The sequence below is a fragment of the Okeania sp. SIO2C2 genome (assembly GCF_010692625.1).
In the GTDB taxonomy this organism is placed as follows: Bacteria; Cyanobacteriota; Cyanobacteriia; order Cyanobacteriales; family Microcoleaceae; genus Okeania; species Okeania hirsuta.
Genome location: NZ_JAAHGM010000020.1, coordinates 60,866 through 84,147, shown reverse-complemented (window position 1 = coordinate 84,147; position 23,282 = coordinate 60,866). Strand labels below are relative to the sequence as shown.

Genomic DNA, 23,282 nt, shown 5'->3' with positions numbered 1-23,282 from the left:
TTGATCGAGACGGAACAAAGATGGATGCTCCAAATAAAGTATCACGACTACAACTCTTATCATTACCGATAGATTCGGTGGCTGCATTAATAGCTAGCATAACCTGTCTCTCTTTTTCACCAATTTTTATCCGTTTGAGTGAACTGGAAATAGGACCAAACGCTACAGCATTTAATCGTTTTTGGATTGCAGCTATTGGCTTTTGGCTAGTCAATAGTTTTTTAAATGTACCTCACCAAAAGCAAAACACTGAACTGAGAATACATAAAACTCTTTCGAGACCAGAAATAGGATTACTGATTGCAGATGGAATGCTTTTATCAATGGGTACAATATGTTGGACTTGGTCTTTAACCAATACCAGTGTTGCTAACTCTAGCATTATCCATAATTTGATTCCTATATTTACTATCTTAGGAGGGTGGCTAGTTTTTGGTAAATTCTTTGAGAATCGATTTATCCTGGGTACATTTGTTGCGATCGCAGGAGTAATGTTACTAGAAGTAAATGACCTGTTCTCATTGAATATTGGTCAGCAGCTAACAGGGGATTTTGCGGCTTTACTATCAGCAGTGTTTTTTGGAGTACACCCGTTAATTGCAGAGCAGCTCCGTACTAAGTTTAACGCTGTAACCATTATGACTTGGTCTTCAACAACAAGTTTTCTGTTGCTATTACCTGTTACTATATTTGCTCAAGAACAACTTTTTCCTAGTTCAGTAACTGGGTGGTTTTCAGTTATCGGTCTAGCCTTTGTTGGTCAAATGTTGGGTATAGGACTTTGGACTTATTGCCTGAAAAATTTATCTTCAGGGTTTGCTAGTCTAGTTGGGTTGCTTGCTCCTATTTTCAGTTCCCTGGAAGGTTGGGCAATTTTTTCAGAAAATATTGAACCATGGACTTGGGTAAGTTTCATGGTAATTTTATTTGGAATGTATTTGGCTATTTCTAGTAAGTTCGCTATTAAGTCTCAAGTCAATAACGTGCCGTTATAGTCCGTAAGATTTAACGGCACTCTACACCCCATGCTGTTAGCTGTTCCCTAATTTATTTTAACTAGCTATCAGCTTGAGCGCATTTCCTGACGGAATGCTCCGCAAACAGCTAACCTCCAAGGTCGGAACTGCGTTAACAGCTTTTTGGGCTTGGATTAAAATCCCCAGCAACTATTACGCTAGATGCTTGAGGAGGGGTTAAAATCCTCTTCTCAACGTCAAAAAAAATAATCCTACTGAGTGCTGACCAAAAAATAAGGTCTCAAGTCTCCCCTTTTAAGGGTATGAAAAAAATAAAGTTCAATATTTCAAGCCTCTGACTTTCCTAGGTCATGCTGCACAAATAGGCAGAGAGAGGTACTGATAACTGATAACTGATAACTGAAATTACCGCTTCTGTAACAACAACATTATCGATACTTAAACAAAATATGTCACCAAGTAATAGCACTTCAAAAAGTCAAGCTCCCACTAATTATCGCACTATTGGCATCATTGGTTGTGGCAATATTGGAGGGCGACAAGCAGCTAATTTTCTAGCCCATGGTTACTCAGTTTATGTCTACGACATTAATCCAGATCGAATGACAGAATTGCAGTCTTTGGGTGCCCATATTACCCATAGTTGTGCAGAAGTTGCAACTTGTTCAGAGATAATTTTTACCTCCTTGCCTACTCCAACAGATGTGATAACTGCTGTACTGGAGGGCGAACATAGTCTTAGTCAAGGATTGCGACCGGGGAGTATTTATATAGACCTTACCACAAATTCTCCCGAAACAATACTCAGATTGCATAAAGCCATGAAGGAACTGGGAGTTGAGATGTTAGATGCTCCCTTTAATGATTGTCCAGAAGGTGCTAAAAGTGAAACTGGCATGGGTTTAGCAGTTCTGGCGAGTAGTTCAAAGGCTACCTTTGAGCAAGTTGAACCCATTCTCAAACTAATGGCAGACCGCATTCTCTACTGTGGAGATATTGGTAAAGGAACTCAATGTAAACTGATTCACAATGCTGTTAATGCTGTGGCAGTTCAAGCAGTAGGTGAAGGAATTACCTTAGCTTTAGCAGAGGGAATTGAACTACAAACTATTTGGGATGCCTTACGCTTTGGTTCATTTGGTCAAAATGCTGGGGATATTCATGGTTTACCTCACTATTGGTTTTCACGACGCTGTGATGACCTATCTCAACAACCAGCTTTTACAGTCAAATTACTACATAAGGATTTACGAATTGCTCTGGCGATGGCGAGTCAACGCAATATATCTGTTCCTCAGTTAAGTTTGGCAGTCAAAGACTATGAGGAAGCAGAGCAACGAGGTTGGTCAGGTTATTCTACCACAAAGGTGCGTTGTTTGCAAGAGGAGAGAGCTGGAGTAATGGCTAAAGCTACTTTACCCGTAACCTCGAGTTCCACCCAACAATAGCCTTATGTAAGTAGGATTTGCTGAAAAAGTCTTTTTTAAGGAGTAGGGGAGCGGGGGAGTAGGGGAGATTTTTTTTGCCCAACTATGCGCTAAAAATGCTAACTTTTTGAGTATGAAGAGCTGAAAACCATGTACTTTTTCAATACCTAAAAAAGTTAAAACCTTTATCTGGTAATTATTTTAGATTTAATCAGCAAACCATAAGTATCAAATTAACAAATTAATACCGAGCAATTTAGTTATGAAATTAGGAAAAATTAGCCAAACTCAACCTTCATCCTTAAGCACAATGCCAGTATTACAAGTATTGCACCTTGCAGGTTCCCTTGTGTCTGACTTTTACTACAACTTATCAATAATCTACGCCAAAGAAGTAGTGCAACCAGTGGGTGTCAGTAGCTACTATGCAGTCGTAAATCCTGACAGTCTTTGGCAGTTAGGAACATCCTTAGATTCCTTGTCAGAAAAGATGTCTCTCCAGGATATGATTCCTCGACTACCTCAGATTGATGTAGTAGTTCCCCATATGTTCTGCTTTCCTGGAATGACCAGTTTCAGGGCTTTATTTGAGGATATTATTGGTATCCCTGTAGTTGGTTCGCCATCCCATTGCACAGCGTTAGCAACTAACAAAGCACAGACAAGGAGCATTGTTTCTGCATCTGATGTCCTGGTTGCTAAAGCACAACAATTACGCGCGGGAGATAAACTAACAATGCAGCCCCCCTTTGTCGTGAAACCAACCTCGGAAGACAATTCTTTGGGTGTGACATTGGTGTGGGATGAATCTCAGATAGAGGGAGCATTAAAAGTTGGGTTTGAACTAGACGAGACGTTGTTAGTTGAGGATTATATTCCTGGAAGGGAATTCCGTGTAGCTGTGGTTGAGGATGAAGGTAAGTTGTCCGTCTTGCCAATGATAGAGTATTTAGTCACGGAGGAACACCCTATTAGAACTGTACATGATAAGCTGGAGCTAAAATCAGACGGAACTCCTGGAAAACAACCTGAGAAACCAGAAGTGAAGCCAGTATGTCCAGCGAATGTCACACCAGAACTATTCAAGAAACTTGCGGATGCTGCTAAGAAGGCTCATGTTGCTTTGGGATGTCGTGATTACTCCTTGTATGACTTCCGAGTACACGCAGAAACCAATGAGCCATATCTACTCGAAGCAGGTTTATTTTGGTCTTTCGGCAAAATTAGCATGATTTCCCGGATGCTTCAAGCTGATGGGCAAAATTTAGAAGATGTGGCTTTGCAACTATGGAGTGCAGCAGCAGGGAGAACTCGTGTAGCTTGTAGTTCGTTGTTTAAATACAGCACATCACAGCAAGTAACAAAGGTTTAACGAAGTCAGAAGTCAGAAGTCAAAAGTCAGAAGTTAACCCACCCCTCGCCCCTCCCCCTCCCAGGAGCGGAAGTAGGGGATTTGAGCAACTCTCCAAAAATATTTCGCCTTAAAAGGCAGGGTTGCGCGACCCATATTATTTTGATAATACCATTTCTCATTTTATTGAGCAGAGGAGTGAGGGAGTGGGGAGTAGGGGAGTGGGTAGGGAAGCAATCTCAAGTCCTAGTTTTTCGTACCTCATGGGTAAGTCCTGTTCTAATTAGGACACTGGCTATTCAGCAGCCTTAATTTATCGTTATTATCATTCCCATTTGACTTAGCCTAGAAAAAAAAGATGAATGCTCAAGCAAAATTATTAAAGCTACAGTTTGTCTCATTTTTACCGATAGATTCCTTAGTTGCATTAACAGCTAGCATAATCTGTCTCTCTTTTTCACCCATTTTTATCCGTTTGAGCGAACTGGAAATAGGACCAAACGCTACAGCATTTAATCGTTTTTGGATAGCGGCTGTTGCCTTTTGGCTGCTAAATACTTTATTGACAGTACGCCACCGAGACCGAAATAAAGAAACTCCACTCCAACAACAGAAGCACCATCTAGTTAATAGGGCAAAGCTACTAATAATAGATGGTATTCTTATATCAGTAGGTTTAATGCTTTGGGCTTGGTCTTTAAATCAAACGAGTATTGCTAACTCTAGTATGATCCATAATCTGGTGCCAATATTTACCGTCTTAGGAGGGTGGCTAGCTTTAGGTCAAACTTTCGACAATCGATTTTTGATTGGTATGGTAGTTGCGATTTTTGGAGCAACTTTACTAGAAGCAAAAGAACTGTTATCATTGAGAATGAGCCAAGAACTATTGGGAAGTTTAGCAGCTTTGCTCTCAGCAGTGTTTTTTGGAATACATCCACTTGTCATTCAGCGACTCCGTAGTAATTTAAGCCCTGTCACTATTATGACTTGGTCTACAACAACAAGTTTTCTATTTATGTTACCTGTTGTTATGATTGCCGAAGAGCAACTTTTCCCAACTTCGATAAATGGGTGGCTTGCAGTCATTGCCCAAGCTCTCGTTAGTCAAATGCTTGCTATGGGACTTTGGGCTTATTGTCTCAAAAAGTTATCTGCTGGGTTTAGTAGCTTAGTGGCGTTGGTTATTCCGGCTCTCAGTGCGGTGGAAGGTTGGGCTATATTCTCAGAAAGCCTAAATTTTTTGACTGTGGTAAGTTTCTTTGTAATTTTATTTGGAATGTATTTGGCTATTTCTAGCACATCTGCTATCAAGTTGGAAAATGGCTGAAGGGGTTGGTGAAGCGCGTGTATGATATTAATTCTTTAGGAGTCAGGAGTCAGGAGTCATTTCAGTTATCAGTTGTCAGGAGGAAAGAGGATTTAGAAAGATTTTCTAATACCTGAAGATGAAACATTTTTTTATACCGAATTAAGCGGACATTATATTATACCAAATTGATAAATGTTTGCTACAAATAGCTAGGATATTTTTTAGGAGTCAGGAGTCAGGAGGACAGAGTCGTATGGGAATGGCTTTAATACCATTTTTTAGGGCGTAAATTATCTTTTTTGTCAAAGGGACAGCTCCTGTAAAGTATTTTTATCGCTCTTACTATTCGTAACATTCTTTTTTCAAATTGGTATTACTTGTTGAAAAGATCAGAAAAATATTAGCTAAATAAAGAGGAATCAAGTTTTGTTTACTTTACGATCGCTTTCTACCTCCCACATACAGCAAGCAAATTGGTTTCTGTATAAATTCAACCCTACAGGTCTAACAGACAAAGTGTCTGTAGCAGTTCGGATTAAATCACCTCTAGATATTCAAAGTGTAAAAGATACACTACAAGTATTAATTGAACGTCACTCTATTCTCCGCAGTATCTATTACGAACAAGATGGAAAAATAGTTCAACAAATTCGGGAAAATGTCGATATTAATTTTGAACAAATTTCTGCTTCATCTTGGAGCGACGAGGAATTAGAAGGGCAGTTATCTGACTCGAACAAACGTCCTTTTGACTTGGAAAATAGTGGGGTATTTCGTGCTTGTTTATTTAAACGTTAGGTAACAGAGAATATTTTGTTATTGACTGTTCATCAAATAGCAGGAGATTGGGAGTCTTGATTAATATTAGTGAATGAATTTGTGGCTCTCTATGAATCAAAAATTAATGATGAATCTCTAGATTTACCCATACTAAATAAATCTTATGAAGATTATATTCAGAAAGAATTAGACTTGCTCAATAGTTCAGAAGGAAAACAATTGGGTGATTATTGGTTGCAGAGGTTAGCTGATGAATTACCAGTGTTAGAATTACCAACAAATTCTCCTCGTCCAACCATTAGAACTTATAATGGAAAATCAATAAGGCTTACCATAAATTTACAATTAAGTCAACAAATTCAACAACTTGCAAAAACAGAAGCACTCAAGGTCGAAGAGATACTATTAGCAGTATTTAAAGTCCTGCTTTACCGCTACACAGGAGAAGAATATTTACTGGTAGGTTTATTACAAAAACGAGAAAATCAACCATTATTCCCTGGAGTGATTGGCAATTTTACTAATGTTACGGTTATCAGAAACTCTATTTCAGGGAATCTCAAGTTTACAGATTTTTTGACTCAAGTCAGTAAAAAAGTATTTGAAACAGAAAGCTACAAAGATTATCCATTTGCTCTACTTGTACAACAACTCAAATTATCTAATCTGAGTTATCCTCCTATCTGTCAAACAGCATTTGGTTATTACAAGTTCAAGAAGTTATTTAATGCCAAAGAATTAGAATTAGAATATTATCAACTTCCACAACAAAAGGTAGATTTTGAACTCAGTTTAGAAGCTATTCAGTTAGAGGAATCTCTCTGGGTTGATTGGAAATACAATAGTGATGTATTAGCAGCAGAAACTGTTACTCAAATTGCCGAACATTTCCAGAATTTACTAACAGCAATTGTAGAAAATCCTCAGACAGAAGTAGATAAGTTACCGATACTGAGTGATAGGGAAAAACAGCAAATATTAGTGGAATGGAACGATACAAAAGTAGATTATCCTCAAGGCAAATGTATCCATGAATTATTTGAGGCACAAGTAGAAAAAACACCCGATGCAGTGGCAGTAGTTTTTGCAGGAGAAAAGCTGACTTATTCAGAGTTGAATGCCAAAGCTAATCAACTAGCTCGCTACTTACAAAAGTTGGGAGTGAAACCAGAAAAACACATGGGAATATGTGTAGAACCTTCTTTGGAAATGGTCGTAGGTATATTAGGAATTCTCAAAGCAGGAGGAGCTTATGTCCCCCTAGATTCCAGCTATCCCTCAGAACGTTTAGCTTATATGCTTTCTGATGCACAAGTATCAGTATTGGTGACTCAGGAATCATTAGTGACATCTTTGCCCAAACATCAAGCACAGGTTGTTTGCTTAGATAAAGATTGGGAGGCGATCGCTCAATTGCCTACAGAAAATTTGGCAAAAGTGGCTAAACCCGAAAATCTAGGCTACATCATCTATACATCCGGTTCCACAGGTAAACCCAAAGGAGTTGCTATGAGTCAACGCGCTCTGGTTAACCTAATTATGTGGCAGCAGCAGGAAGCAATTATTGGTCAAGGTGCAAAAACATTACAATTTGCTCCCATCAGTTTCGACGTATCTTTCCAAGAAATTTTTTCAACCTTATATTCTGGGGGTACTTTAGTTTTAGTTTCTCCAGAAGTCAGGCGCGATAGTTTTGCTTTGATGCAATTTATGATTGATAACAAAGTAGATAAACTATTTGTACCCTTTGTCGCCTTGCAACAGTTAGCTACAGTTGCTGCTCAATGTCAAATTTTACCACAACTGCGTGAAATTGTCACAGCAGGCGAACAGTTACAGATGACTCCAGACTTAATTGAGTTCATGAAACGACTGCCCAACTGTAGGTTGCAAAATCAATACGGGCCGTCGGAAAGTCATGTAGTTTCTGCTTACACTTTACAAGGATCTGCGGTAAATTGGCCAGCACTTCCTCCCATTGGTCGCCCTATTGCTAACAATCAACTTTATATTTTCGATAGAAATTTAGAACCAGTTCCCATCGGTGTTCCCGGAGAACTATATATTGGAGGAGTAGGTGTAGCAAATGGTTATCTGAACCGCCCAGATTTAACAGCAGAAAGATTTATTAATATCCCCCTTCCGTCCCCCTTGGAAAGGGGGAGACTAGAAAAAATCCCCCTTCCGTCGGGCGGTCATGTATTTTATTACCAGGAATTATCCCATTATTTAGGTAATAATCAGCCTTTTTATGGTTTACAAGCTCAAGGATTTAATGAAGGAGAAAAAATCTTCACAAATGTGGAAGATATGGCTGAATTTTATATCAAAACTATGCAAGAATTTCAACCTGAAGGACCTTATCAAATTGGTGGTTGGTCTTTTGGGGGAGTTGTTGCTTTTGAAATGGCACAACAGTTAGTTCAGCAGGGACAAGAAGTTAGTTTATTGGCTTTATTAGATCCTTGGGTTCCCATCTTATTAGACCCTAATAAGAAAATTGATAATTTGTACATGAAGGGTGTATTAAGTCGTTATTTTGGAGGAATGTTTGGTATAACTAATTTAGTTAGGGAGGATGAATTAATTGGGCTAAGTTCAGAGGAACAAATAGAGTTTATTATTGATAAAGCGGAAAAATTAGAGTTATTTCCCCAGGAAGCGACTCGCGAACAAAATCGGCGGTTTATTGATGTAATTATTGGCACTTTGAAGGCAACTTATAGTTATAAACGTCGGCCTTATCCGGGAAAAGTAACAGTCTTTCGTGCGGAAGAAAAACATCCTCATGGCATAGATCCTCAATTGGTTTGGGTAGAAATGTATGCTATTTTAGATGTAGTTGATATGGAGGTAGTTATGGTTCCTGGCAATCATTTTACATTTATAAAGGAAGCAAATAATAAAGTATTAGCAGAACGTTTGAGTGAATATTTGAAGTAGTGCAATAATGAATAATTGATAATGGATAATTGATAATTACTTCTCCCTAAAACGGATAGGATTGAATAAAAGGAAAATTTTTTTCTTGTTTCTCCTTTAAAGGAGAGGCTTTAAACCTTAATTATTCGGTAAGTATTCAGCAGTTAGCTACCAGCTATCAGTTATAGCAATTTGCAATTATGTTGTCATATTTTATCGTAGGGATTTGGTCACCAAACCCAAGTTAAAATAGGTAATATTCAGCAGTTAGCTATTACCACCCAAGTTAAGATGGGGTTTGAAAACTAAACCCCTACAGTTATTTTCACAAATCATTTCATATTGCCATATCATGTTTAGTTGAATAATTAACTTTGGTGAAAGGAAGGCATAAATTTTTTTGTCATTCTTACAACTAATAACTAGGATTTGCTGAAAAAGTCTTATGGGTGAGGGTAGGAGACAGGAGATAGGAGAAATGGCTTGGGAGCGAGGAGGTAGGAGTAAAAATTGTAAGAATGATTTTTCTGCCCAACTATGCGCCTAAAATACGAGCCATGCATGAACTTCAAGAATTTAGAATGCGCGAATGCGCGAATTACCTCTCCTTGAAAAGAAGAGGATTGACTAATCATGAAAATTTTTATTTATTATCCCATTAAAAGGGGAGGTTTTAAACCACAATTTTTCGGTAAATAGCTGAAAACCAGGCACTTTTGAAAGGCCCCAAAAAGGCACTTACTTTTATCTGTAAATGCTTTTAGATTTAATCAGCAAGCCCTAACTAACAACTGATAACTGATAACTGAAAAAACCATGCCTTAGTAGGGGAGTAGGGGAGATGGAGAACTTGAGAAATATTTGGTAATGGTTGAAGATGGAACATTTTTTTATAGCGAATTAAACGGATTTGATATTAGACTTGTCGCGAAATAAAACCTTAAAGTGAAATGGGAAAATTCTGGTTTTCACTGATTAAATTATCCTGCCATTAAGTAGAAATTCCAGAGTCCAGCCGCAGTGAACATGAAGCGATCGTCGCGCATCTTTAATGTGATTTCGATACAATCCTCTCGCTGCATTATATCTCTTCACGCCAGATATTGTATGTTCACATTTGACGCGATCGCTACTTTTCTCTCTATTGAAAAGTTTTTGTTCCTCAGTTAATTCCTTTCCTTTAGGTTTTTTCGTGGGTCGGCTTGATGTTGACGAATTCCTTCTGTAATCCCTGGAAACCCAAATCTACATGAATTTTCACTTCCAAAAAGCACAAAATCTACCAATTTTTCGCGCGTCCAACTGCCGAATGCCCATGAACCTTGCCCTCTCTTGCTTTTGATAGGACGAGGACCCTTTTATCTGAGTCTGTCATTATCAGATGTTGACTCGTATGGCACTTTTTTTTACCTGAGTAATGATTTTTCTGCTTTTGCTGGTCTTTTGGACGCTGGATTGGCCGTTCCGTACCATCAATCATCACTTCTTTGGCAGATGGAAACCTGCCAATGAATTCTTCAATGCTTTGTAACTTACGTTCTGGTAAGGCCATTTTTTTCCCGAAAGCACTCTAAGGGCAACGGTTGTAGTCTTAACATCCAATAGTGTGCTCGGCTGCGGTGTAAGTCAAACAATATTCCTGCCACATCAAAGGTAGGGTAACACTTGAAGTAGAACAAGATCAAAAATAGCTTGTCTTTGGCCTCTAACAACCGCGCTTTTCTCCCTCCTCCTAAAGCTCGAACTCTAGGTTTTTGGCAAAAGAGCGATCGCTTCCGAGTCAAGTTGGACACAAAAAGCTTGTAATAATTCATCGAATGCCTTACGGTTTAGTCCAGTCAATGCCCTTAAGAGGCGGTCTTCTTTTAGCACCCGATTAAGATCTAACATTGTCCCATCTCAAACACCCTATTAACTTTACTTTACCTTATAAAGCGACAAGTCTATTAAATACCCGTTACAAAAATAACTTCTGTACGGGCACCTGCGGAGTATGCGAAGCAAACGGCGGTTCGCCCCTACTTGGGGACTTCTGACTTCGTTAATCCTGTTCCCTATGCATGGAGGAGATGTCTAATGGAACAAATAAGTTTAAGTAGGGTTTGCTGATTAAATCTCAAAGGACTTCTAAATAAAGGTTTTAGCCTTTTTGGGGCCTTTAAAAGGCTTTATCACGTCTAAAACGCTCAAAAAGTTAGTATTTTAGGCGCATAGTTGTGCAGAAAAATCATTCTTACAAAACTTAGCTCCTACCTCCTCGCTCATTCCCCGTTCCTCTGCTAGAATGATTGATATTCTGTTTTTTTTAGTCAAAGTCTAAACTAATTTTTGGCAATATCATTCCATAATGTGCAACCCCTTATTATCCAAATATAAGCGTATCTGAACTAAAATATCCGACAATTAAAATGAGAGTTGTTTAAGTTTTTATGGAATTAAATAGAATCAGCAAAGCTAGGCGATCGCTTAAAAAATTATAGCGCCATTCGGAGCTTTGCTGAGGCAATCGCCTAAATTAGTAGGCGCTATATGTAGTGCCTTTGCGTAAGTCCTGTTTATTTTTGATTTTTGGAGATGTCTATTGGATATCGATGATTATTGAATTTATACAGTTATATAGAATCCGGTTATATATTAGAGTTGTCCCTAAATAGAGGGAAAAAATCGCTCCAACCTAGACAGAGCAATAATTCCAATTATTTTGACCCGCTAATAGCTACAATCTTTACAGAACAAGGCTTTTGGGGATTTTTTTTAAGTTATAAAGCGACAAGTCTATTATATGTTTATAATTCTACAATTACTTCAATCTCCCCCACTCCCCTACTCCCCACCCCCAAATATATGATAAGTATTCAACCGGACATGATATTACAGGTCTAATCATTCAAGCCTAAATGTTGGCGTAGAGAATGGCGCATAATATCAACTGGTACAGACTTTTGCAACCATAATTCCAAAGCTACAGCTCCTTGTTGAACCAACATTTCTAATCCATCAATAGCGATCGCTCCCCTAACCAGGGCTTGCTGAAGAAATTTAGTAGGGTTAGGAATATAGATTAAATCATAGACTATTGCTCCTGGTGATAATAGATCGAACACTTTCTCATCTATTGGAGACTGCTCAATATTAGGATACATTCCAATCGGAGTAGTATTCACTAGCAAATCTGCTTGTGAAACTAATCTTGACATTTCATTCCACTTATGTATTTTTAAATTTACTGGTAAAGGAGAATTAATCCAACTTTGCCTAAAAGCAGCTAACTTTTCTTGAGACCGACCAATAACATTAATTTCTGCACAACCCAATTGAGCACAACCAGCCACTACTGCGCGAGATGCACCACCATTACCTAAAATCAATGCTACCTTTTGATGCCAATCCCAATTATAAGTTTTTAGTGGAGAAAGAAATCCTTCCACATCTGTATTTGCTCCCTCCCATCCTTTATCTGTTTGATAAACAGTATTAACTGCCCCCACTGCTTGAGCAAGGTCTGAAACTTTTGACAAAAGTGGTAATATTGTTTGTTTGTGGGGAATAGTAATATTAAAACCCTGAATGCCAATAGCAGAAAACCCAGCAATAGCTGTTTTTAAATTTTCTGGTTTAATTGGAAAAGGTAGGTAAACATAATCTATTAAGTTTTGTTGATTATTTATTGCTTTAATTGCAGCATTGTGCATTACTGGAGACAAAGAATGTTCAACCGGATAGCCCATGACTCCTAATAATTTTGTTTTACCTGTAATCATTATGATAAATATTAAGTAAAAATTGCTATAATATATTTTATACGAATTAAACAATCAAAACTATAGTGCTATAGTAAAAATGACTATTATCGGAACTAGAGAAGCAGCTTTTTTATTAGGTATTTGTTGTCAACGCGTCAGAGTTTTACTTTCTCAAGGTAGAATTAAAGGCGCTTATAAACACAAGGGATTTTGGCGAATTCCTCTTTATGGCCAAATGCCTGTTGTTATACCAGGGACTAGAGGTCCTAAAGGTATGTGGTATCATCGACAGCGACAGAAGCCGACCATGATCCATGTTAATCAGCAAAAAATTCAAGCAAATCGCAAAAAAATAAATAAAAATCCTCAAATAGCGCTAGACCAATTGAAACCAGTAATCGCTTTGAAGCAGGGAAAAGGTAACTATTTAGGTTTTCAGTTAGAAATTCAGGGTCCTTGTCGTATAGTTTATCGACCACTAAATCCAGCAAGTTGTGGCGCTCACTTGTGGATAGATACCTTTGAGCCAGTGCAGTTTGTAGATACTCAATTTAAACCTGTGATGGCAAAACGAGCCTATAAATATGTTTAATAAGTTTTTCAAAATTTAAACTAAATATATTAGAGTTGTTACTAAATAGGGTTTGCTGAAAAAGTCTGATAGTGATGATAGGCAGCAGGCAACAGGCAACAGGCAACAGTTTAGACTATCTGCTACGGCCAAATTTTCTGATAGTCAGGGGAAAAATATTAGCATTTTTAGACATAATTGAGCCAAAAACCTTGTACTTTTTCAGCAATATTTAACCCTGGAAGCCTTTAGAGATATTGATTACAATTTTATTCAGCAAGCCCTAAATAGAGGGAAAAAAATCGCTACAACCTAGACAGATCAATAATTCTAAGCCTTTTTTTCATCAATAGCTACAATCCTTACAGAACAAGGTTTTTGGGAGTTTTTTAAGTTATAAAGCGACAAGTCTATTAGATATCTTCTAAGTTTGTCGTACCCCGTGGAGTCGCACCGCTGCTGCCTTTTCCCTACTCTCAATAAATAAGAAAAAAATACGCCTGAGTCATGTCAGACGTATTAATAATATTAATAATTTTCTAAAGTAGCCTGTTAAGTTTTAGACAGCATTTTCCTCGACATTTATAGACAATTGTGGACAAAATGTATAGGTATAACCACCTTTTTTATGTACAACTTTTAATTAGACATTGTGGTGTCTATTCCTTTTCAGTAAAGTGTTCCTCGATCATGTTGGCTAGGCTTGTTCATACTCTAAACACTATCGGTACTAAACCTACTTCCGATTGGCGCTATTAAAGACTGTCCTTAATTTAGAGCGACCAGCATATATGCTGGAGTTCACATATTGTGGTCGTGACCTACCAACGTAGTCACTTCAGACTCGATCTGCAACCTTTGAGAGACAACCTTAGAAATGTCCTTTCTTTGGCTAGGTTTTTCAAAGGTATTATTCTAAAGCACTAGCACCACCCACAACTTCCAGAATTTCTTGAGTAATAGCAGCTTGCCGAGCTTTGTTATAGGAAAGAGTTAATGTACCAACTAATTCACTAGCATTATCGCTAGCATTACTCATTGCTGTCATCCGAGATGCTAACTCACTAGCAGATGATTCTTGCCACGCCCTCAATAACTGGTTAGTTAAAAATAATGGCAAGAGAGCTTCTAAAATTTGAGTTGGGTCTTGCTCAAAAATCATATCGCGGGGAAAGCTTTTAGTAGGTGTTGTTACTTTGTCCCGTGATACTTCAAAGTGACCACCTTTAGTAGTTAAACGGAAGATTTCATCATCTTGAACTTCTAAACCTTGAGGATCCAGAGGTAAGAGAGTTTGAATCACAGGTTGAGAGCTAATTAGTGAAATAAATTTGGTATAAACCAACTCTACTCTATCTACTGTTCCTGAGAGAAAATCAGCAAGTACTTCATCAGTAACTGCTGAAGCATCATCAGCTGTAGGAATTTTTTCAGGATTATCATAAGTGTTTAAAATTGGAGCTTCCCGACGTTGGAAATATTGAATTGCTTTACGTCCAATCAATAAATATTTATAATCAACTCCTTGCTCAGTGAGTTCACTTGCTCTGATTTCTGCGCGTTTAATGATGCTGCTGTTATAGCTACCACATAAACCACGATTTCCAGAAATTACTAATAACCCTACTGTTTTAACTTCCCTCTGTTTTAGTAGGGGTAAATCTACACTTTCAAATTGTAAACGTTCGGCAAGTCCGTATAAAACTTGGGCAAGGCGGTCGGCAAAAGGCCGAGTATTAATTACTTGTTCTTGGGCACGACGTACTTTAGCAGCGGCCACTAGGCGCATTGCTTCTGTAATTTTTTTAGTGTTTTTGACCGAGTTGATGCGATCGCGAATAGCTTTTAAATTAGGCATGATTTTGTGTAGGAAGAAGTAAGAAGTAACAAGGAAGAAATAAAGAAGGGAAATTTTAATTTATTCTCAACTAAGTCAACTAGATTAAACTTTCTCATATCTGTCTATCTAGTTACTTTCAACCTTTTTTTTCAATAAATCTATAGAGATTCGCCTTTGACATCCTCCCGACGCTGCTCTAACGAGACAGCCAGGGATTCCCTAGCATCACTGTTAGGGACTTTCTGTTTCTTAGCACCCGCCTTCCGAGATTTACTCCCAGAAGGTCTTACAGTCGCTCCACAGACTGACACTGCGAGTCCCGCAGCCTTCTTGGTGGGCGTTCCCTCTCTTGGTCAGCATTCCGCAAGCGAGCTGGCGTCGTCGCGGGGTCTGACCGCTTGCGTCTATCGCCGACGCGGGTTCCCATCCGCAAAATGTTTATCGAAGCGTTTATGTCCCTGTCATGGTGACTACCACACTCTGGACAATCCCACTCTCTAATGTTTAATGGTAATTTTTCTACTGTGTGCCCACAACTAGAGCAACGTTATCTAACTAATAATTAGGGCATTGCATAATTGCAGGATGATTTTATCAGAGAGGATCAACTATAATCCCCGTGCCTCCGTGTCCCCCTGTCCCCGTGTCCGCCTTAATTATCCCAGTATTTAGCAACGCCATAATTAGTGGCTAGTTGCTTTTGAGCATTAACAACTAACCACTAAATGTTAATACTTAAAAGTAACTAATTTAAGCAGATACCAAGAATGTTTGCTTATACTCAGTAATACCTTCTTTTAAGACAGTTTGAGCTTCATCAGTCAGTACCTTTTCAGTACCGATAATTTCACCGAACTTGGGCTTACTGTTGTTCAAGTAATCCAGTAAACCAGAAATAAATTTAGTCACCTTCTCAAGAGGGATATCATCCAAGTAACCATTAATACCAGAATAAATCACTGCTACTTGTTCGGGAAGAGAGCGAGGTGAGTTTTGAGATTGTTTCAAAATCTCCCGCAAGCGCTGACCTCTTGCCAGTTGGTTTTGGGTAGCTTTATCCAAGTCTGAGGCAAATTGAGAGAACGCTTCTAATTCAGCAAACTGTGCTAGCTCTAGCTTAATCTTACCAGCAACTTTTTTCATAGCCTTGGTCTGAGCAGCCGAACCTACCCTCGACACAGAAACACCTGCGTTTACTGCTGGGCGGAAACCTGCGTTGAATAGGTCACTGGAGAGGAAGATTTGACCATCCGTAATAGAGATAACGTTGGTAGGAATATAGGCCGAAACGTCACCAGCTTGAGTTTCAATAATTGGTAGAGCAGTCATACTGCCTCCACCTAAATCATCATTGAGTTTAGCAGCTCTTTCTAAGAGACGGGAGTGGAGATAGAATACATCTCCTGGATATGCTTCACGACCTGGTGGACGACGCAGTAGCAAAGATACCTGGCGATAAGCTTGAGCTTGCTTGGAAAGGTCATCATAGATTACCAGAGTTGCTTTGCCTTTATACATAAAGTATTCAGCAATAGTAGCACCAGTATAAGGAGCCAAGTATTGGAGAGTTGCAGGGTCACTGGCATTAGCAGCTACTACAACGGTGTAATCCATTGCACCTTTTTCTTCAAGGGTACTTACTACCTGAACTACAGTAGAAGCTTTTTGACCAATAGCCACATATACACAGATAACATCTTCACCTTTTTGGTTAATGATAGTATCGATGGCGATCGCTGTTTTACCTGTTTGTCTGTCACCAATAATCAATTCCCGTTGACCTCTACCTATGGGAATCATCGAGTCTATAGCGGTGATACCTGTTTGCATAGGTTCACAAACAGAACGGCGTTCGATAATTCCTGGAGCAGGAGATTCAATCAGACGACTGTCATCGGTTTGAATATCTCCCTTACCATCAACAGCTCGACCGAGACCATCTACCACCCGGCCAACCATGGCCTCTCCTACTGGCACTTGAGCAATTCTACCTGTGGCAGTTACGGCAGACCCTTCTTGAATTTCCCGGCCTTCACCCATCAATACTGCCGCTACGTTATCTTCTTCTAAGTTTTGGGCAATACCTACTGTACCATCTGAGAACTCTACCAGTTCTCCTGCCATTACCTTGTCTAGGCCATAAATCCTGGCAATACCGTCACCCACTTGTAGAACAGTACCAACGTTAGATACTTTGACATCTTGGTCGTACTGTTCTATTTGGTCGCGAATAATTTGGCTAATTTCGTCAGGTCTGATTGATACCATTTTTCTTTTTTATTGTCCAGTCTTTATTACAAAAAATGAGTTAATTATGCTTTGAGGCTATTGCCAATTCGGCGTAGTTGTCCTTGCAGACTAGAGTCAATTATCTGAGAGCCTATTTTGATAATGACACCACCGAGTAAGCTGGGGTCGATTTTGGTTTCAATATCTACATCCCTCGCATCAGTCATTGATTTGACTCGTTCGCGGACTGTATTTTTTTGGTCTTCGTTTAATTCTACTGTGGAGGTCACTTCTGCTAGAACAGTTTGATTTAGTTCTCGCAATAGTGCTAGGTATTTTTTCCCTATCTCTTCTAGAAAAATAATCCGACCTCTATCAACTAGCAGCATTAAAAAATTACGCATATAGGGATCGGCTTCATCACCCATCATGCGTTGCAGCACTGCTTTTTTGTCTTCCGGTTTAATAATTGGATTTCCCATAAATTGCTTCAATTCTGGGGATTCATCCATAATATTGAGCAGAGAACGTATATCTTCCCCAAACCTCTCGGCAAGGTCTTTTGATTTAGCCAAGGACATTAGAGCTGCTGCGTAGGGTTCTACAATTTCACCAGCAATTACAGTCATGATTGACCTCCTAATAACCCCAGACTACGATCTATTAATTGTTGCTGGGCATTCTCATCTAAAGTTTCTTTGAGGCGAGATTCTACTTGTGCCAATGCTTTAGATGCTACAATTGAGCGCAGTTGGGCAATTGCTTTATCTCTTTCCGAGTCCATCTCTTGGCTAGCAGTAGCTTTCATCCGCTCAATATCTTGTTCTGCCTGTTGCTCAATTTTTTGCTTGACTTCCTGTGCTCTTGTTTCAGCAGTGGCTAGAATTTTTTCGGCCTCTACTTGAGCTTGGGTCAACTTTTGTTGTTGAGCTGCTAGAGCTGATGCTGCTTCTTGTTGACGTTTTTCTGCTTCTTTGATTGCTTGTTCAATAGTGGCGCGTCTTTCACTAAGAATTTTCCCAATAAAGCCTCGCCCAAAATAAATTAAAACTACAATCAAAATTCCTAAATTAATTAGGTTAGTATCTAAAAGATCCAGGTTTAAACCAAAACCTTCTTCAGCGCTAGCTTCTGTGGCTAGCCATAAAACATTTACCATGATATCCTGTGATAGTTAGCCTTAAATTATCTTGTTGGATGCTGAGTGTTATTATCAATAGCTCAACTTTTCAACCTGGAATTTTCTGTGGCTATCTGACCAATTCTGGTCCTAATAGTTTTTCTAGAATTTGGCGGCTCAAAGAGTCTACCTGTTCTTCTAACTGTTGCAAAGCTGCTTGCTTTTGCTCTTCTATTTCTTGAGCTGCTTGTTCTCTTTTGGCTTGTGCTTCTTGTTGAGCTTTAGCCACTTTTTCGGCTACTATTTTCTGAGCTGTCGCTTGAGCTTCAGTAATAATTGCTTGAGATTTTTTACGAGTTTCTGCTAGGTCTTGCTCGTATTGTTCAGCTAATTTTTTTGTCTTTGCCAAACCCTCTTGTGCTTTGATTTGATTGTCGCGGATATAATCTGCACGAGAATCTATAGCTTTACCCAGTGGTTTGTAAAAAATTTTATCCAAGACAAAAGCCAGAATCAGAAACTGAATTGCCATTAAGGGTAGAGTTGCATTAATGTCAAACAAACCACCCTTTTCTGCTACTTCTTCAACGGCTAGTAATATTGTCCAATTTATCATTTTCTCTAATTTTTAGGTGGTTCCCAATAGTTTAGGTTGGGTTTAACTAGCCATCAGCTATCAGCTATCAGCCTAAAAATTTGCCCATATAATTTAGGCATCTGTTTGCGTAGCATTCCTCCAGGAAAAGCTTGGGTAAAACATCCCCGACTTCTATCTAGCTTTTCGCTTAATTTTAGGGGTTGCTTTAAATCCCCTTTCCATTCGGAATTCTCTGCAAATGCGCAAAGCTGACTGCTAATTGCTGAACTGCTGAATGCTTTTTAAAGATTTTAGATTTTCGATATCCAAAATCAAAAATCTAAAATCCCTATTTTCTATAATTAGGGTTGTTTATGCAAAGGGGTTGGCAAATAGCAACACCAGTGATACCACCAAACCGTAAATTGTTAAAGCTTCCATAAATGCCAAACTCAACAATAATGTGCCTCGAATTTTTCCTTCTGCTTCTGGTTGACGGGCAATACCTTCTACAGCTTGACCTGCTGCATTTCCTTGACCAATTCCAGGACCAATCGCACCTAAACCTACAGCTAAGGCAGCAGCAACGACGGAAGCAGCAGCAATCAATGGATCCATAATAATTTTCTTTCCTTTTTTAACCTAAAGTACAAACTTGACGATTAACTAGAACTATATTGATTACACTTTTGCGTAATCAACTACATACACAATTGTCACTTTTTTCGATGAACTGATGTGATGATTGAAGTGAAATATGAAACTCAATAAGTTCAAGTTTCATGCTTTTATCTCACATCACTCGTCAACTCTGAAGTTTACTTGTTTTGTTGTCTTGAGGGACTTATTGCTCTACCATTTCCAGTTTCCGTGAATCTGGCGATAATTCATCCCACTAACAGCTTAGAATACCAGACTTTGAGTTACTTTTAAGCAAATTTTTTTTCTACTACTTACCTAACTCTTAATCGTGATGTTCTGCGCCGTGTTCTTCTAACGCTTCTCCGATGTAGTTAGCAGCTAGAGTTGCAAAAATCAATGCCTGAATAGCACTTAAAAATAGACCCAAAACCATTAGTGGTAGAGGAATAAATAGAGGTACTAGCAGAACTAGCACTCCCACAACCAATTCATCAGCAAGAATATTACCAAATAAACGGAAGCTTAGGGACAAAGGCTTGGTAAAATCTTCTATGATCTTAAAGGGGACCATAAATGGTACTGGTTCAGCATAGCCCGCAAAATATCCTAAGCCTTTTTTGCTGATACCTGCATAAAAATATGCTATGGAAGTCAGTAGTGCCAATGCCACTGTTGTATTAATGTCACTTGTGGGGGCAGCAAGTTCTCCCGCAGGTAGTTCTATTACTTTCCATGGTACTAGCGCTCCTGACCAATTTGACACAAATATAAATAGGAACAAAGTACCAACAAATGGTACCCAAGGGCGATAATCTTTTTCACCAATCTGGTCTTTAGTTAGGCTGCGTATAAATTCTAGGATGTACTCCATGAAATTTTGCATCCCACTAGGAATTCGCTGCACATTGAGTGTTGCTGTTAAAGCAGCCAAGACTATCAGGGCAATTACAAACCAGGATGTGAGTAAAATTTGCCCATGTATTTTGAGGCTGCCTAGCTCCCAGTAAAAATGCTGGCCAACTTCTAGTTCAGCCAGAGGTAAATAGTTAATAGTATGCAAAATATCTAGCATTTTGATTCTCAGACTTCCCGATTTATATCAAGTGGATTTTTCAAGAATTAGAATTTGCTTCAATTGTTATGAGTTTGGCATCAAGGATGTTCGCACTACATATATTATTAGTGCTGCTTTGTAAGTCAGAAACCCAAGGAAAATCGGCAAAATTTTGAGCTGATTCAACTGAGTTGCTAATATCATCAGCCCGACAAATATTGCTAACCTTGTTTTACCTACACTTCTTTTATCCCCGCCAATACTCTCAACTTCTTTAGCTAACATTCTTAAGTAAACCACACTTGTAGTTGCTCCTATCAAATAATTAAGAGCAATGTTTAGGGAGTAAAAAACCCAGACAAAGATAAATATTATACCTGTAATTGTCAAGGTGATTACATATAATTCCTGCTGCAGTTTGTAATACTCTTGCATTGAAGTGTTTGGTTCTGCCCCTGCAGTTTCAACTTCTGGAGTATTACTATCGTCAACAGTTATGGTTTCTGGTGATGTATCAGATGTATTCACAAAAATTTAGATACTAATCACAAGTGGTAGGCTTTTTCTATATGCCAATAGTCATCATACCATGTTGGAGCAAGCATACCCAGAAGTCAAAAGTTAAAATTTAGAGGCCAGAAGTCGCAGGAGTCAGGAGTCAGGAGTCAGGAGTCAGGAGTCAGGAGTCAGGAGTCAGGAGGAAAAAAGAAGGAAGAGAAGAAGAAAGTTTTTTATCACTAATTATCCGGACATGATATAATATTATGTCTCTTTGAATACCCACAATAAAAAATTGAGGCAATAGGGAACAGAGAGAAATTGATCGGGAAAAAGATTTTGATTATGGCTAATTAATAAGACTTGATATAACCTAAATTCCGCACTTCAAAACGTAGTACAAAGGCAGAGGGCAGAAGGCAGAGGGCAGAAGGCAGAAGGGAATATTGGTTCAAAGATATAAGGTTTTTTATAACTGATTCATGGTAAAAATAGCTCCAAGTAGCTCACAACCCTCACTATTTTGCAACACAGCCCGTAAGAATGCCTTGAAGTAGGGCTTGCTAATTAGGGTTTGCTGATTAATCCTAAAAGTATTGAAAGATAAAGGTTTTAGGGTTTTAGAGTTGAAAAAAGTACCAACTTTTTGGTGGAAAAAGCTCATGCATGCTAGTATTTTGGGATGATTATGGCAGAAAAATTGAGAGGCAATTCTTAACTCCTACCTCCTCACTAATTCCCATAACTCCTGTCTCCTGTCTCCTGTCTCCTACAAAGAGCAAAAAGACTTTCCATACGCAAACCCTAATTAAATATCAAAGCATTGAAATATAAAGATTTTAGCCTTTTTGGGGCCTTTAAAAAGTGTGCCTATTTCAGTCTAAAACGTTCAAAAAGTTAGTATTTTAGGCTCATAGTTGGGCAGAAAAATCATTCTTACAATTCTTACTCCTACCTCCTCGCTCATTCCCCGTTCCTCCTGTCTTCCCATCCTGGGAGGGGGAGGGGCGAGGGGTGGGTTGTCTCCTACCCCTACTAAAAGACTTTTTCAACAAACCCGAAGCAGTTCTATCAAATTCATTAGAAATTCTTGCATTGTTTCTGTCTTGAAGCAATCTGTGTTGTAATCCAGATCAAAATGAAGGCGATCGAGTTCAGGGATGACATTCAGGCCCATTGCATATCGTGCGGAAGTTACTGGCTGAGGAATAATCTGAGTTTGCAGATCGACTAAATCAAGGTTCATCGGGATGTCAAGGTTAAAAGTAACTTGCATGAGGTTTTGCTGTTGTTCCTGGGGAAATTGGCCTAAGATTCTGGCTAAGGGCACATTTTGATGCTTGAATGCTTTGCTAATGGCAGCTTTGGTTCGTTCTACTTGCTTGTTCCAGGTTAAGTTCTCATCAGTTTTCAGGTAGATGGGAATGAAATGTGAACAGTAGCCCACTAAATGTTCGGCCAGATGTGTTGGACGGCCACTCACAGAAATTCCAATCGTGATGGTATTTTGCTGGCAAAACTGGGTCATTTGGTAAGCGTAGGCTCCCAGCAGTGTGTGAAATAGGGTGGCATTCCAGGCCATCGAACGTTGTTTAAGAGCAAAGGTTAAGTCCGATGGTATCTGTATACTAATACGAGCGCCGTTGTAGGTTCGTTGTTTTGGAGCAGAGTAGTCCAGAGGTAAACGTAAGGGGGATACCGCCCTGAGATTTTCGCTCCAAAATAGTTCGGACTTCTTGAAGATATCGCTTTGGGTATCTTGGTTATACCATTGCAAATAGTCTGTGAATTGTTGAATTGGGGGAATATCTAGACAACCGGAATAAATCTTACTAATTTCCTCCAAAATCACAACCAGAGACCATCCATCGGAAACTAAATGATGAATACAGATATTGAATGCGTATCTCTCTGGAGAAAGTTTGACAATTGTTGTCCGAATTAGAGGTCCTTGATAAAGATCGAATGGCTGTTGGCTTTCTGCTAAGAGCCACTGATTTAGGGCTTCATCTGGAGCATCTTCAGATGAATAATCTAGCAAAGGAATTTCAACATCCAGGACTGGCCTAACAATTTGAGCAAATCCATCGGCAGCAATGGATGTTCTCAGAGCATCATGCCGATGGATGACAGTGTGAATCGCATTCCGTAACCGATCAATGGCCAGTTTTCCTGTCAGCTCAAACGTAATCGATTCATTATAGGCAGTCGAACCATTTTTATCCTGGGAAATTTGAAG

General features: G+C 39.0%; 22 protein-coding genes and 2 pseudogenes. 8 read left to right on the top strand and 16 right to left on the bottom strand.

From position 1 onward, the window contains the following. Positions 1 to 20 precede the first annotated feature (20 nt). The 6 genes and pseudogenes from F6K18_RS17975 (at position 21) to F6K18_RS17950 (ending at position 8,790) form a co-directional block, all read left to right on the top strand. A complete protein-coding gene (locus tag F6K18_RS17975; protein ID WP_287522638.1) occupies positions 21 to 995 on the top strand; it encodes a DMT family transporter in 975 nt (324 codons plus the stop codon). Positions 996 to 1,426: 431 nt separating this feature from the next. Beyond that, positions 1,427 to 2,425: an NAD(P)-dependent oxidoreductase gene (locus F6K18_RS17970; protein WP_287522637.1), complete on the top strand. Its 999-nt coding sequence runs from the start codon at positions 1,427 to 1,429 to the stop codon at positions 2,423 to 2,425. Between the two features lie 241 nt (positions 2,426 to 2,666). Beyond that, positions 2,667 to 3,776: a D-alanine--D-alanine ligase gene (locus tag F6K18_RS17965; protein ID WP_287522636.1), complete on the top strand. Its 1,110-nt coding sequence runs from the start codon at positions 2,667 to 2,669 to the stop codon at positions 3,774 to 3,776. A gap of 337 nt (positions 3,777 to 4,113) precedes the next feature. Beyond that, complete coding sequence (locus F6K18_RS17960) at positions 4,114 to 5,085, top strand: DMT family transporter (RefSeq protein WP_287522634.1); 972 nt, start codon at positions 4,114 to 4,116, stop codon at positions 5,083 to 5,085. Between the two features lie 408 nt (positions 5,086 to 5,493). Beyond that, positions 5,494 to 6,816 (top strand): annotated as a pseudogene (locus F6K18_RS17955) (condensation domain-containing protein); the annotation flags it as partial. Positions 6,817 to 6,828: 12 nt separating this feature from the next. After that, positions 6,829 to 8,790 (top strand): amino acid adenylation domain-containing protein, encoded by a 1,962-nt coding sequence (locus tag F6K18_RS17950; RefSeq protein ID WP_287522683.1) that lies wholly within the window; start codon positions 6,829 to 6,831, stop codon positions 8,788 to 8,790. A gap of 954 nt (positions 8,791 to 9,744) precedes the next feature. On the opposite strand, the gene F6K18_RS17945 is transcribed toward F6K18_RS17950, so the two are convergent. From F6K18_RS17945 to F6K18_RS17925, 5 genes are all read right to left on the bottom strand, one after another. Continuing rightward, entirely contained in the window at positions 9,745 to 10,014 is a 270-nt protein-coding gene (locus F6K18_RS17945) for a transposase family protein (protein WP_287522682.1), read from the bottom strand. A 34-nt stretch (positions 10,015 to 10,048) separates the two neighbouring features. Continuing rightward, entirely contained in the window at positions 10,049 to 10,321 is a 273-nt protein-coding gene (locus F6K18_RS17940; RefSeq protein WP_287522632.1) for a transposase family protein, read from the bottom strand. After that, the gene (locus F6K18_RS17935; protein WP_287522630.1) at positions 10,302 to 10,583 is read right to left on the bottom strand and encodes a transposase family protein; all 282 of its coding nucleotides are present in this window, start codon (positions 10,581 to 10,583) and stop codon (positions 10,302 to 10,304) included. The genes F6K18_RS17940 and F6K18_RS17935 overlap by 20 nt, the downstream gene beginning before the upstream one ends. Beyond that, a complete protein-coding gene (locus tag F6K18_RS17930; RefSeq protein WP_287522629.1) occupies positions 10,516 to 10,659 on the bottom strand; it encodes a hypothetical protein in 144 nt (47 codons plus the stop codon). The genes F6K18_RS17935 and F6K18_RS17930 overlap by 68 nt, the downstream gene beginning before the upstream one ends. A 989-nt stretch (positions 10,660 to 11,648) precedes the next feature. After that, a complete protein-coding gene (locus F6K18_RS17925) occupies positions 11,649 to 12,530 on the bottom strand; it encodes a shikimate dehydrogenase (protein ID WP_287522627.1) in 882 nt (293 codons plus the stop codon). A gap of 79 nt (positions 12,531 to 12,609) precedes the next feature. Here F6K18_RS17925 and F6K18_RS17920 point away from each other — a divergent pair, with 79 nt between their 5' ends. Both F6K18_RS17920 and F6K18_RS17915 read left to right on the top strand, forming a co-directional pair. Then, positions 12,610 to 13,104 (top strand): hypothetical protein, encoded by a 495-nt coding sequence (locus tag F6K18_RS17920; RefSeq protein ID WP_287522626.1) that lies wholly within the window; start codon positions 12,610 to 12,612, stop codon positions 13,102 to 13,104. A 52-nt stretch (positions 13,105 to 13,156) separates the two neighbouring features. Beyond that, a complete protein-coding gene (locus F6K18_RS17915) occupies positions 13,157 to 13,285 on the top strand; it encodes a hypothetical protein (RefSeq protein ID WP_287522625.1) in 129 nt (42 codons plus the stop codon). 708 nt (positions 13,286 to 13,993) lie between these two features. Here F6K18_RS17915 and F6K18_RS17910 read toward each other — a convergent pair. The 11 genes and pseudogenes from F6K18_RS17910 to F6K18_RS17860 all read right to left on the bottom strand — a co-directional run bounded on the left by F6K18_RS17910 (position 13,994) and on the right by F6K18_RS17860 (position 23,276). Continuing rightward, positions 13,994 to 14,941, bottom strand: a complete 948-nt coding sequence (locus F6K18_RS17910; protein WP_287522624.1) for a F0F1 ATP synthase subunit gamma — start codon at positions 14,939 to 14,941, stop codon at positions 13,994 to 13,996. A 412-nt stretch (positions 14,942 to 15,353) separates the two neighbouring features. Next, positions 15,354 to 15,470, bottom strand: a pseudogene (locus F6K18_RS36685) (zinc ribbon domain-containing protein); the annotation flags it as partial. Positions 15,471 to 15,673: 203 nt separating this feature from the next. Continuing rightward, positions 15,674 to 17,191, bottom strand: a complete 1,518-nt coding sequence (gene atpA, locus F6K18_RS17900) for a F0F1 ATP synthase subunit alpha (RefSeq protein WP_287241325.1) — start codon at positions 17,189 to 17,191, stop codon at positions 15,674 to 15,676. A 44-nt stretch (positions 17,192 to 17,235) separates the two neighbouring features. Beyond that, a complete protein-coding gene (gene atpH / locus F6K18_RS17895) occupies positions 17,236 to 17,781 on the bottom strand; it encodes an ATP synthase F1 subunit delta (RefSeq protein WP_287522622.1) in 546 nt (181 codons plus the stop codon). After that, on the bottom strand, positions 17,778 to 18,311 hold the full coding sequence (locus F6K18_RS17890) for a F0F1 ATP synthase subunit B (RefSeq protein WP_287522620.1): 534 nt from the start codon (positions 18,309 to 18,311) through the stop codon (positions 17,778 to 17,780). The genes atpH and F6K18_RS17890 overlap by 4 nt, the downstream gene beginning before the upstream one ends. 91 nt (positions 18,312 to 18,402) lie before the next feature. After that, entirely contained in the window at positions 18,403 to 18,888 is a 486-nt protein-coding gene (locus F6K18_RS17885) for a F0F1 ATP synthase subunit B' (RefSeq protein ID WP_287522618.1), read from the bottom strand. 333 nt (positions 18,889 to 19,221) lie between these two features. Continuing rightward, positions 19,222 to 19,467, bottom strand: coding sequence for an ATP synthase F0 subunit C (atpE, locus tag F6K18_RS17880; protein ID WP_011611801.1), 246 nt, complete (start codon positions 19,465 to 19,467; stop codon positions 19,222 to 19,224). Between the two features lie 346 nt (positions 19,468 to 19,813). Further along, positions 19,814 to 20,563, bottom strand: coding sequence for a F0F1 ATP synthase subunit A (gene atpB, locus F6K18_RS17875; protein ID WP_375339679.1), 750 nt, complete (start codon positions 20,561 to 20,563; stop codon positions 19,814 to 19,816). A 66-nt stretch (positions 20,564 to 20,629) separates the two neighbouring features. Continuing rightward, complete coding sequence (locus F6K18_RS17870; protein WP_287522616.1) at positions 20,630 to 21,073, bottom strand: ATP synthase subunit I; 444 nt, start codon at positions 21,071 to 21,073, stop codon at positions 20,630 to 20,632. A gap of 881 nt (positions 21,074 to 21,954) precedes the next feature. Further along, positions 21,955 to 22,098, bottom strand: a complete 144-nt coding sequence (locus F6K18_RS17865) for a hypothetical protein (protein ID WP_287522614.1) — start codon at positions 22,096 to 22,098, stop codon at positions 21,955 to 21,957. Then, positions 22,092 to 23,276, bottom strand: coding sequence for a condensation domain-containing protein (locus tag F6K18_RS17860; RefSeq protein ID WP_287522681.1), 1,185 nt, complete (start codon positions 23,274 to 23,276; stop codon positions 22,092 to 22,094). The genes F6K18_RS17865 and F6K18_RS17860 overlap by 7 nt, the downstream gene beginning before the upstream one ends. Between the last annotated feature and the right edge of the window lie 6 nt (positions 23,277 to 23,282).

Coding starts and splice junctions, on each gene's coding strand:
- atpA (WP_287241325.1), bottom strand. CDS start 17,191: ATGGTATCAATCAGACCTGACGAAATTAGCCAAATTATTCGCGACCAA.
- F6K18_RS17910 (WP_287522624.1), bottom strand. CDS start 14,941: ATGCCTAATTTAAAAGCTATTCGCGATCGCATCAACTCGGTCAAAAAC.
- F6K18_RS17930 (WP_287522629.1), bottom strand. CDS start 10,659: ATGTTAGATCTTAATCGGGTGCTAAAAGAAGACCGCCTCTTAAGGGCA.
- F6K18_RS17970 (WP_287522637.1), top strand. CDS start 1,427: ATGTCACCAAGTAATAGCACTTCAAAAAGTCAAGCTCCCACTAATTAT.
- F6K18_RS17885 (WP_287522618.1), bottom strand. CDS start 18,888: ATGATAAATTGGACAATATTACTAGCCGTTGAAGAAGTAGCAGAAAAG.
- F6K18_RS17940 (WP_287522632.1), bottom strand. CDS start 10,321: ATGGCCTTACCAGAACGTAAGTTACAAAGCATTGAAGAATTCATTGGC.
- F6K18_RS17935 (WP_287522630.1), bottom strand. CDS start 10,583: ATGAATTATTACAAGCTTTTTGTGTCCAACTTGACTCGGAAGCGATCG.
- F6K18_RS17975 (WP_287522638.1), top strand. CDS start 21: ATGGATGCTCCAAATAAAGTATCACGACTACAACTCTTATCATTACCG.
- atpH (WP_287522622.1), bottom strand. CDS start 17,781: ATGACTGTAATTGCTGGTGAAATTGTAGAACCCTACGCAGCAGCTCTA.
- F6K18_RS17920 (WP_287522626.1), top strand. CDS start 12,610: ATGACTATTATCGGAACTAGAGAAGCAGCTTTTTTATTAGGTATTTGT.
- F6K18_RS17925 (WP_287522627.1), bottom strand. CDS start 12,530: ATGATTACAGGTAAAACAAAATTATTAGGAGTCATGGGCTATCCGGTT.
- F6K18_RS17965 (WP_287522636.1), top strand. CDS start 2,667: ATGAAATTAGGAAAAATTAGCCAAACTCAACCTTCATCCTTAAGCACA.
- F6K18_RS17960 (WP_287522634.1), top strand. CDS start 4,114: ATGAATGCTCAAGCAAAATTATTAAAGCTACAGTTTGTCTCATTTTTA.
- atpB (WP_375339679.1), bottom strand. CDS start 20,563: ATGCTAGATATTTTGCATACTATTAACTATTTACCTCTGGCTGAACTA.
- atpE (WP_011611801.1), bottom strand. CDS start 19,467: ATGGATCCATTGATTGCTGCTGCTTCCGTCGTTGCTGCTGCCTTAGCT.
- F6K18_RS17890 (WP_287522620.1), bottom strand. CDS start 18,311: ATGGTAAATGTTTTATGGCTAGCCACAGAAGCTAGCGCTGAAGAAGGT.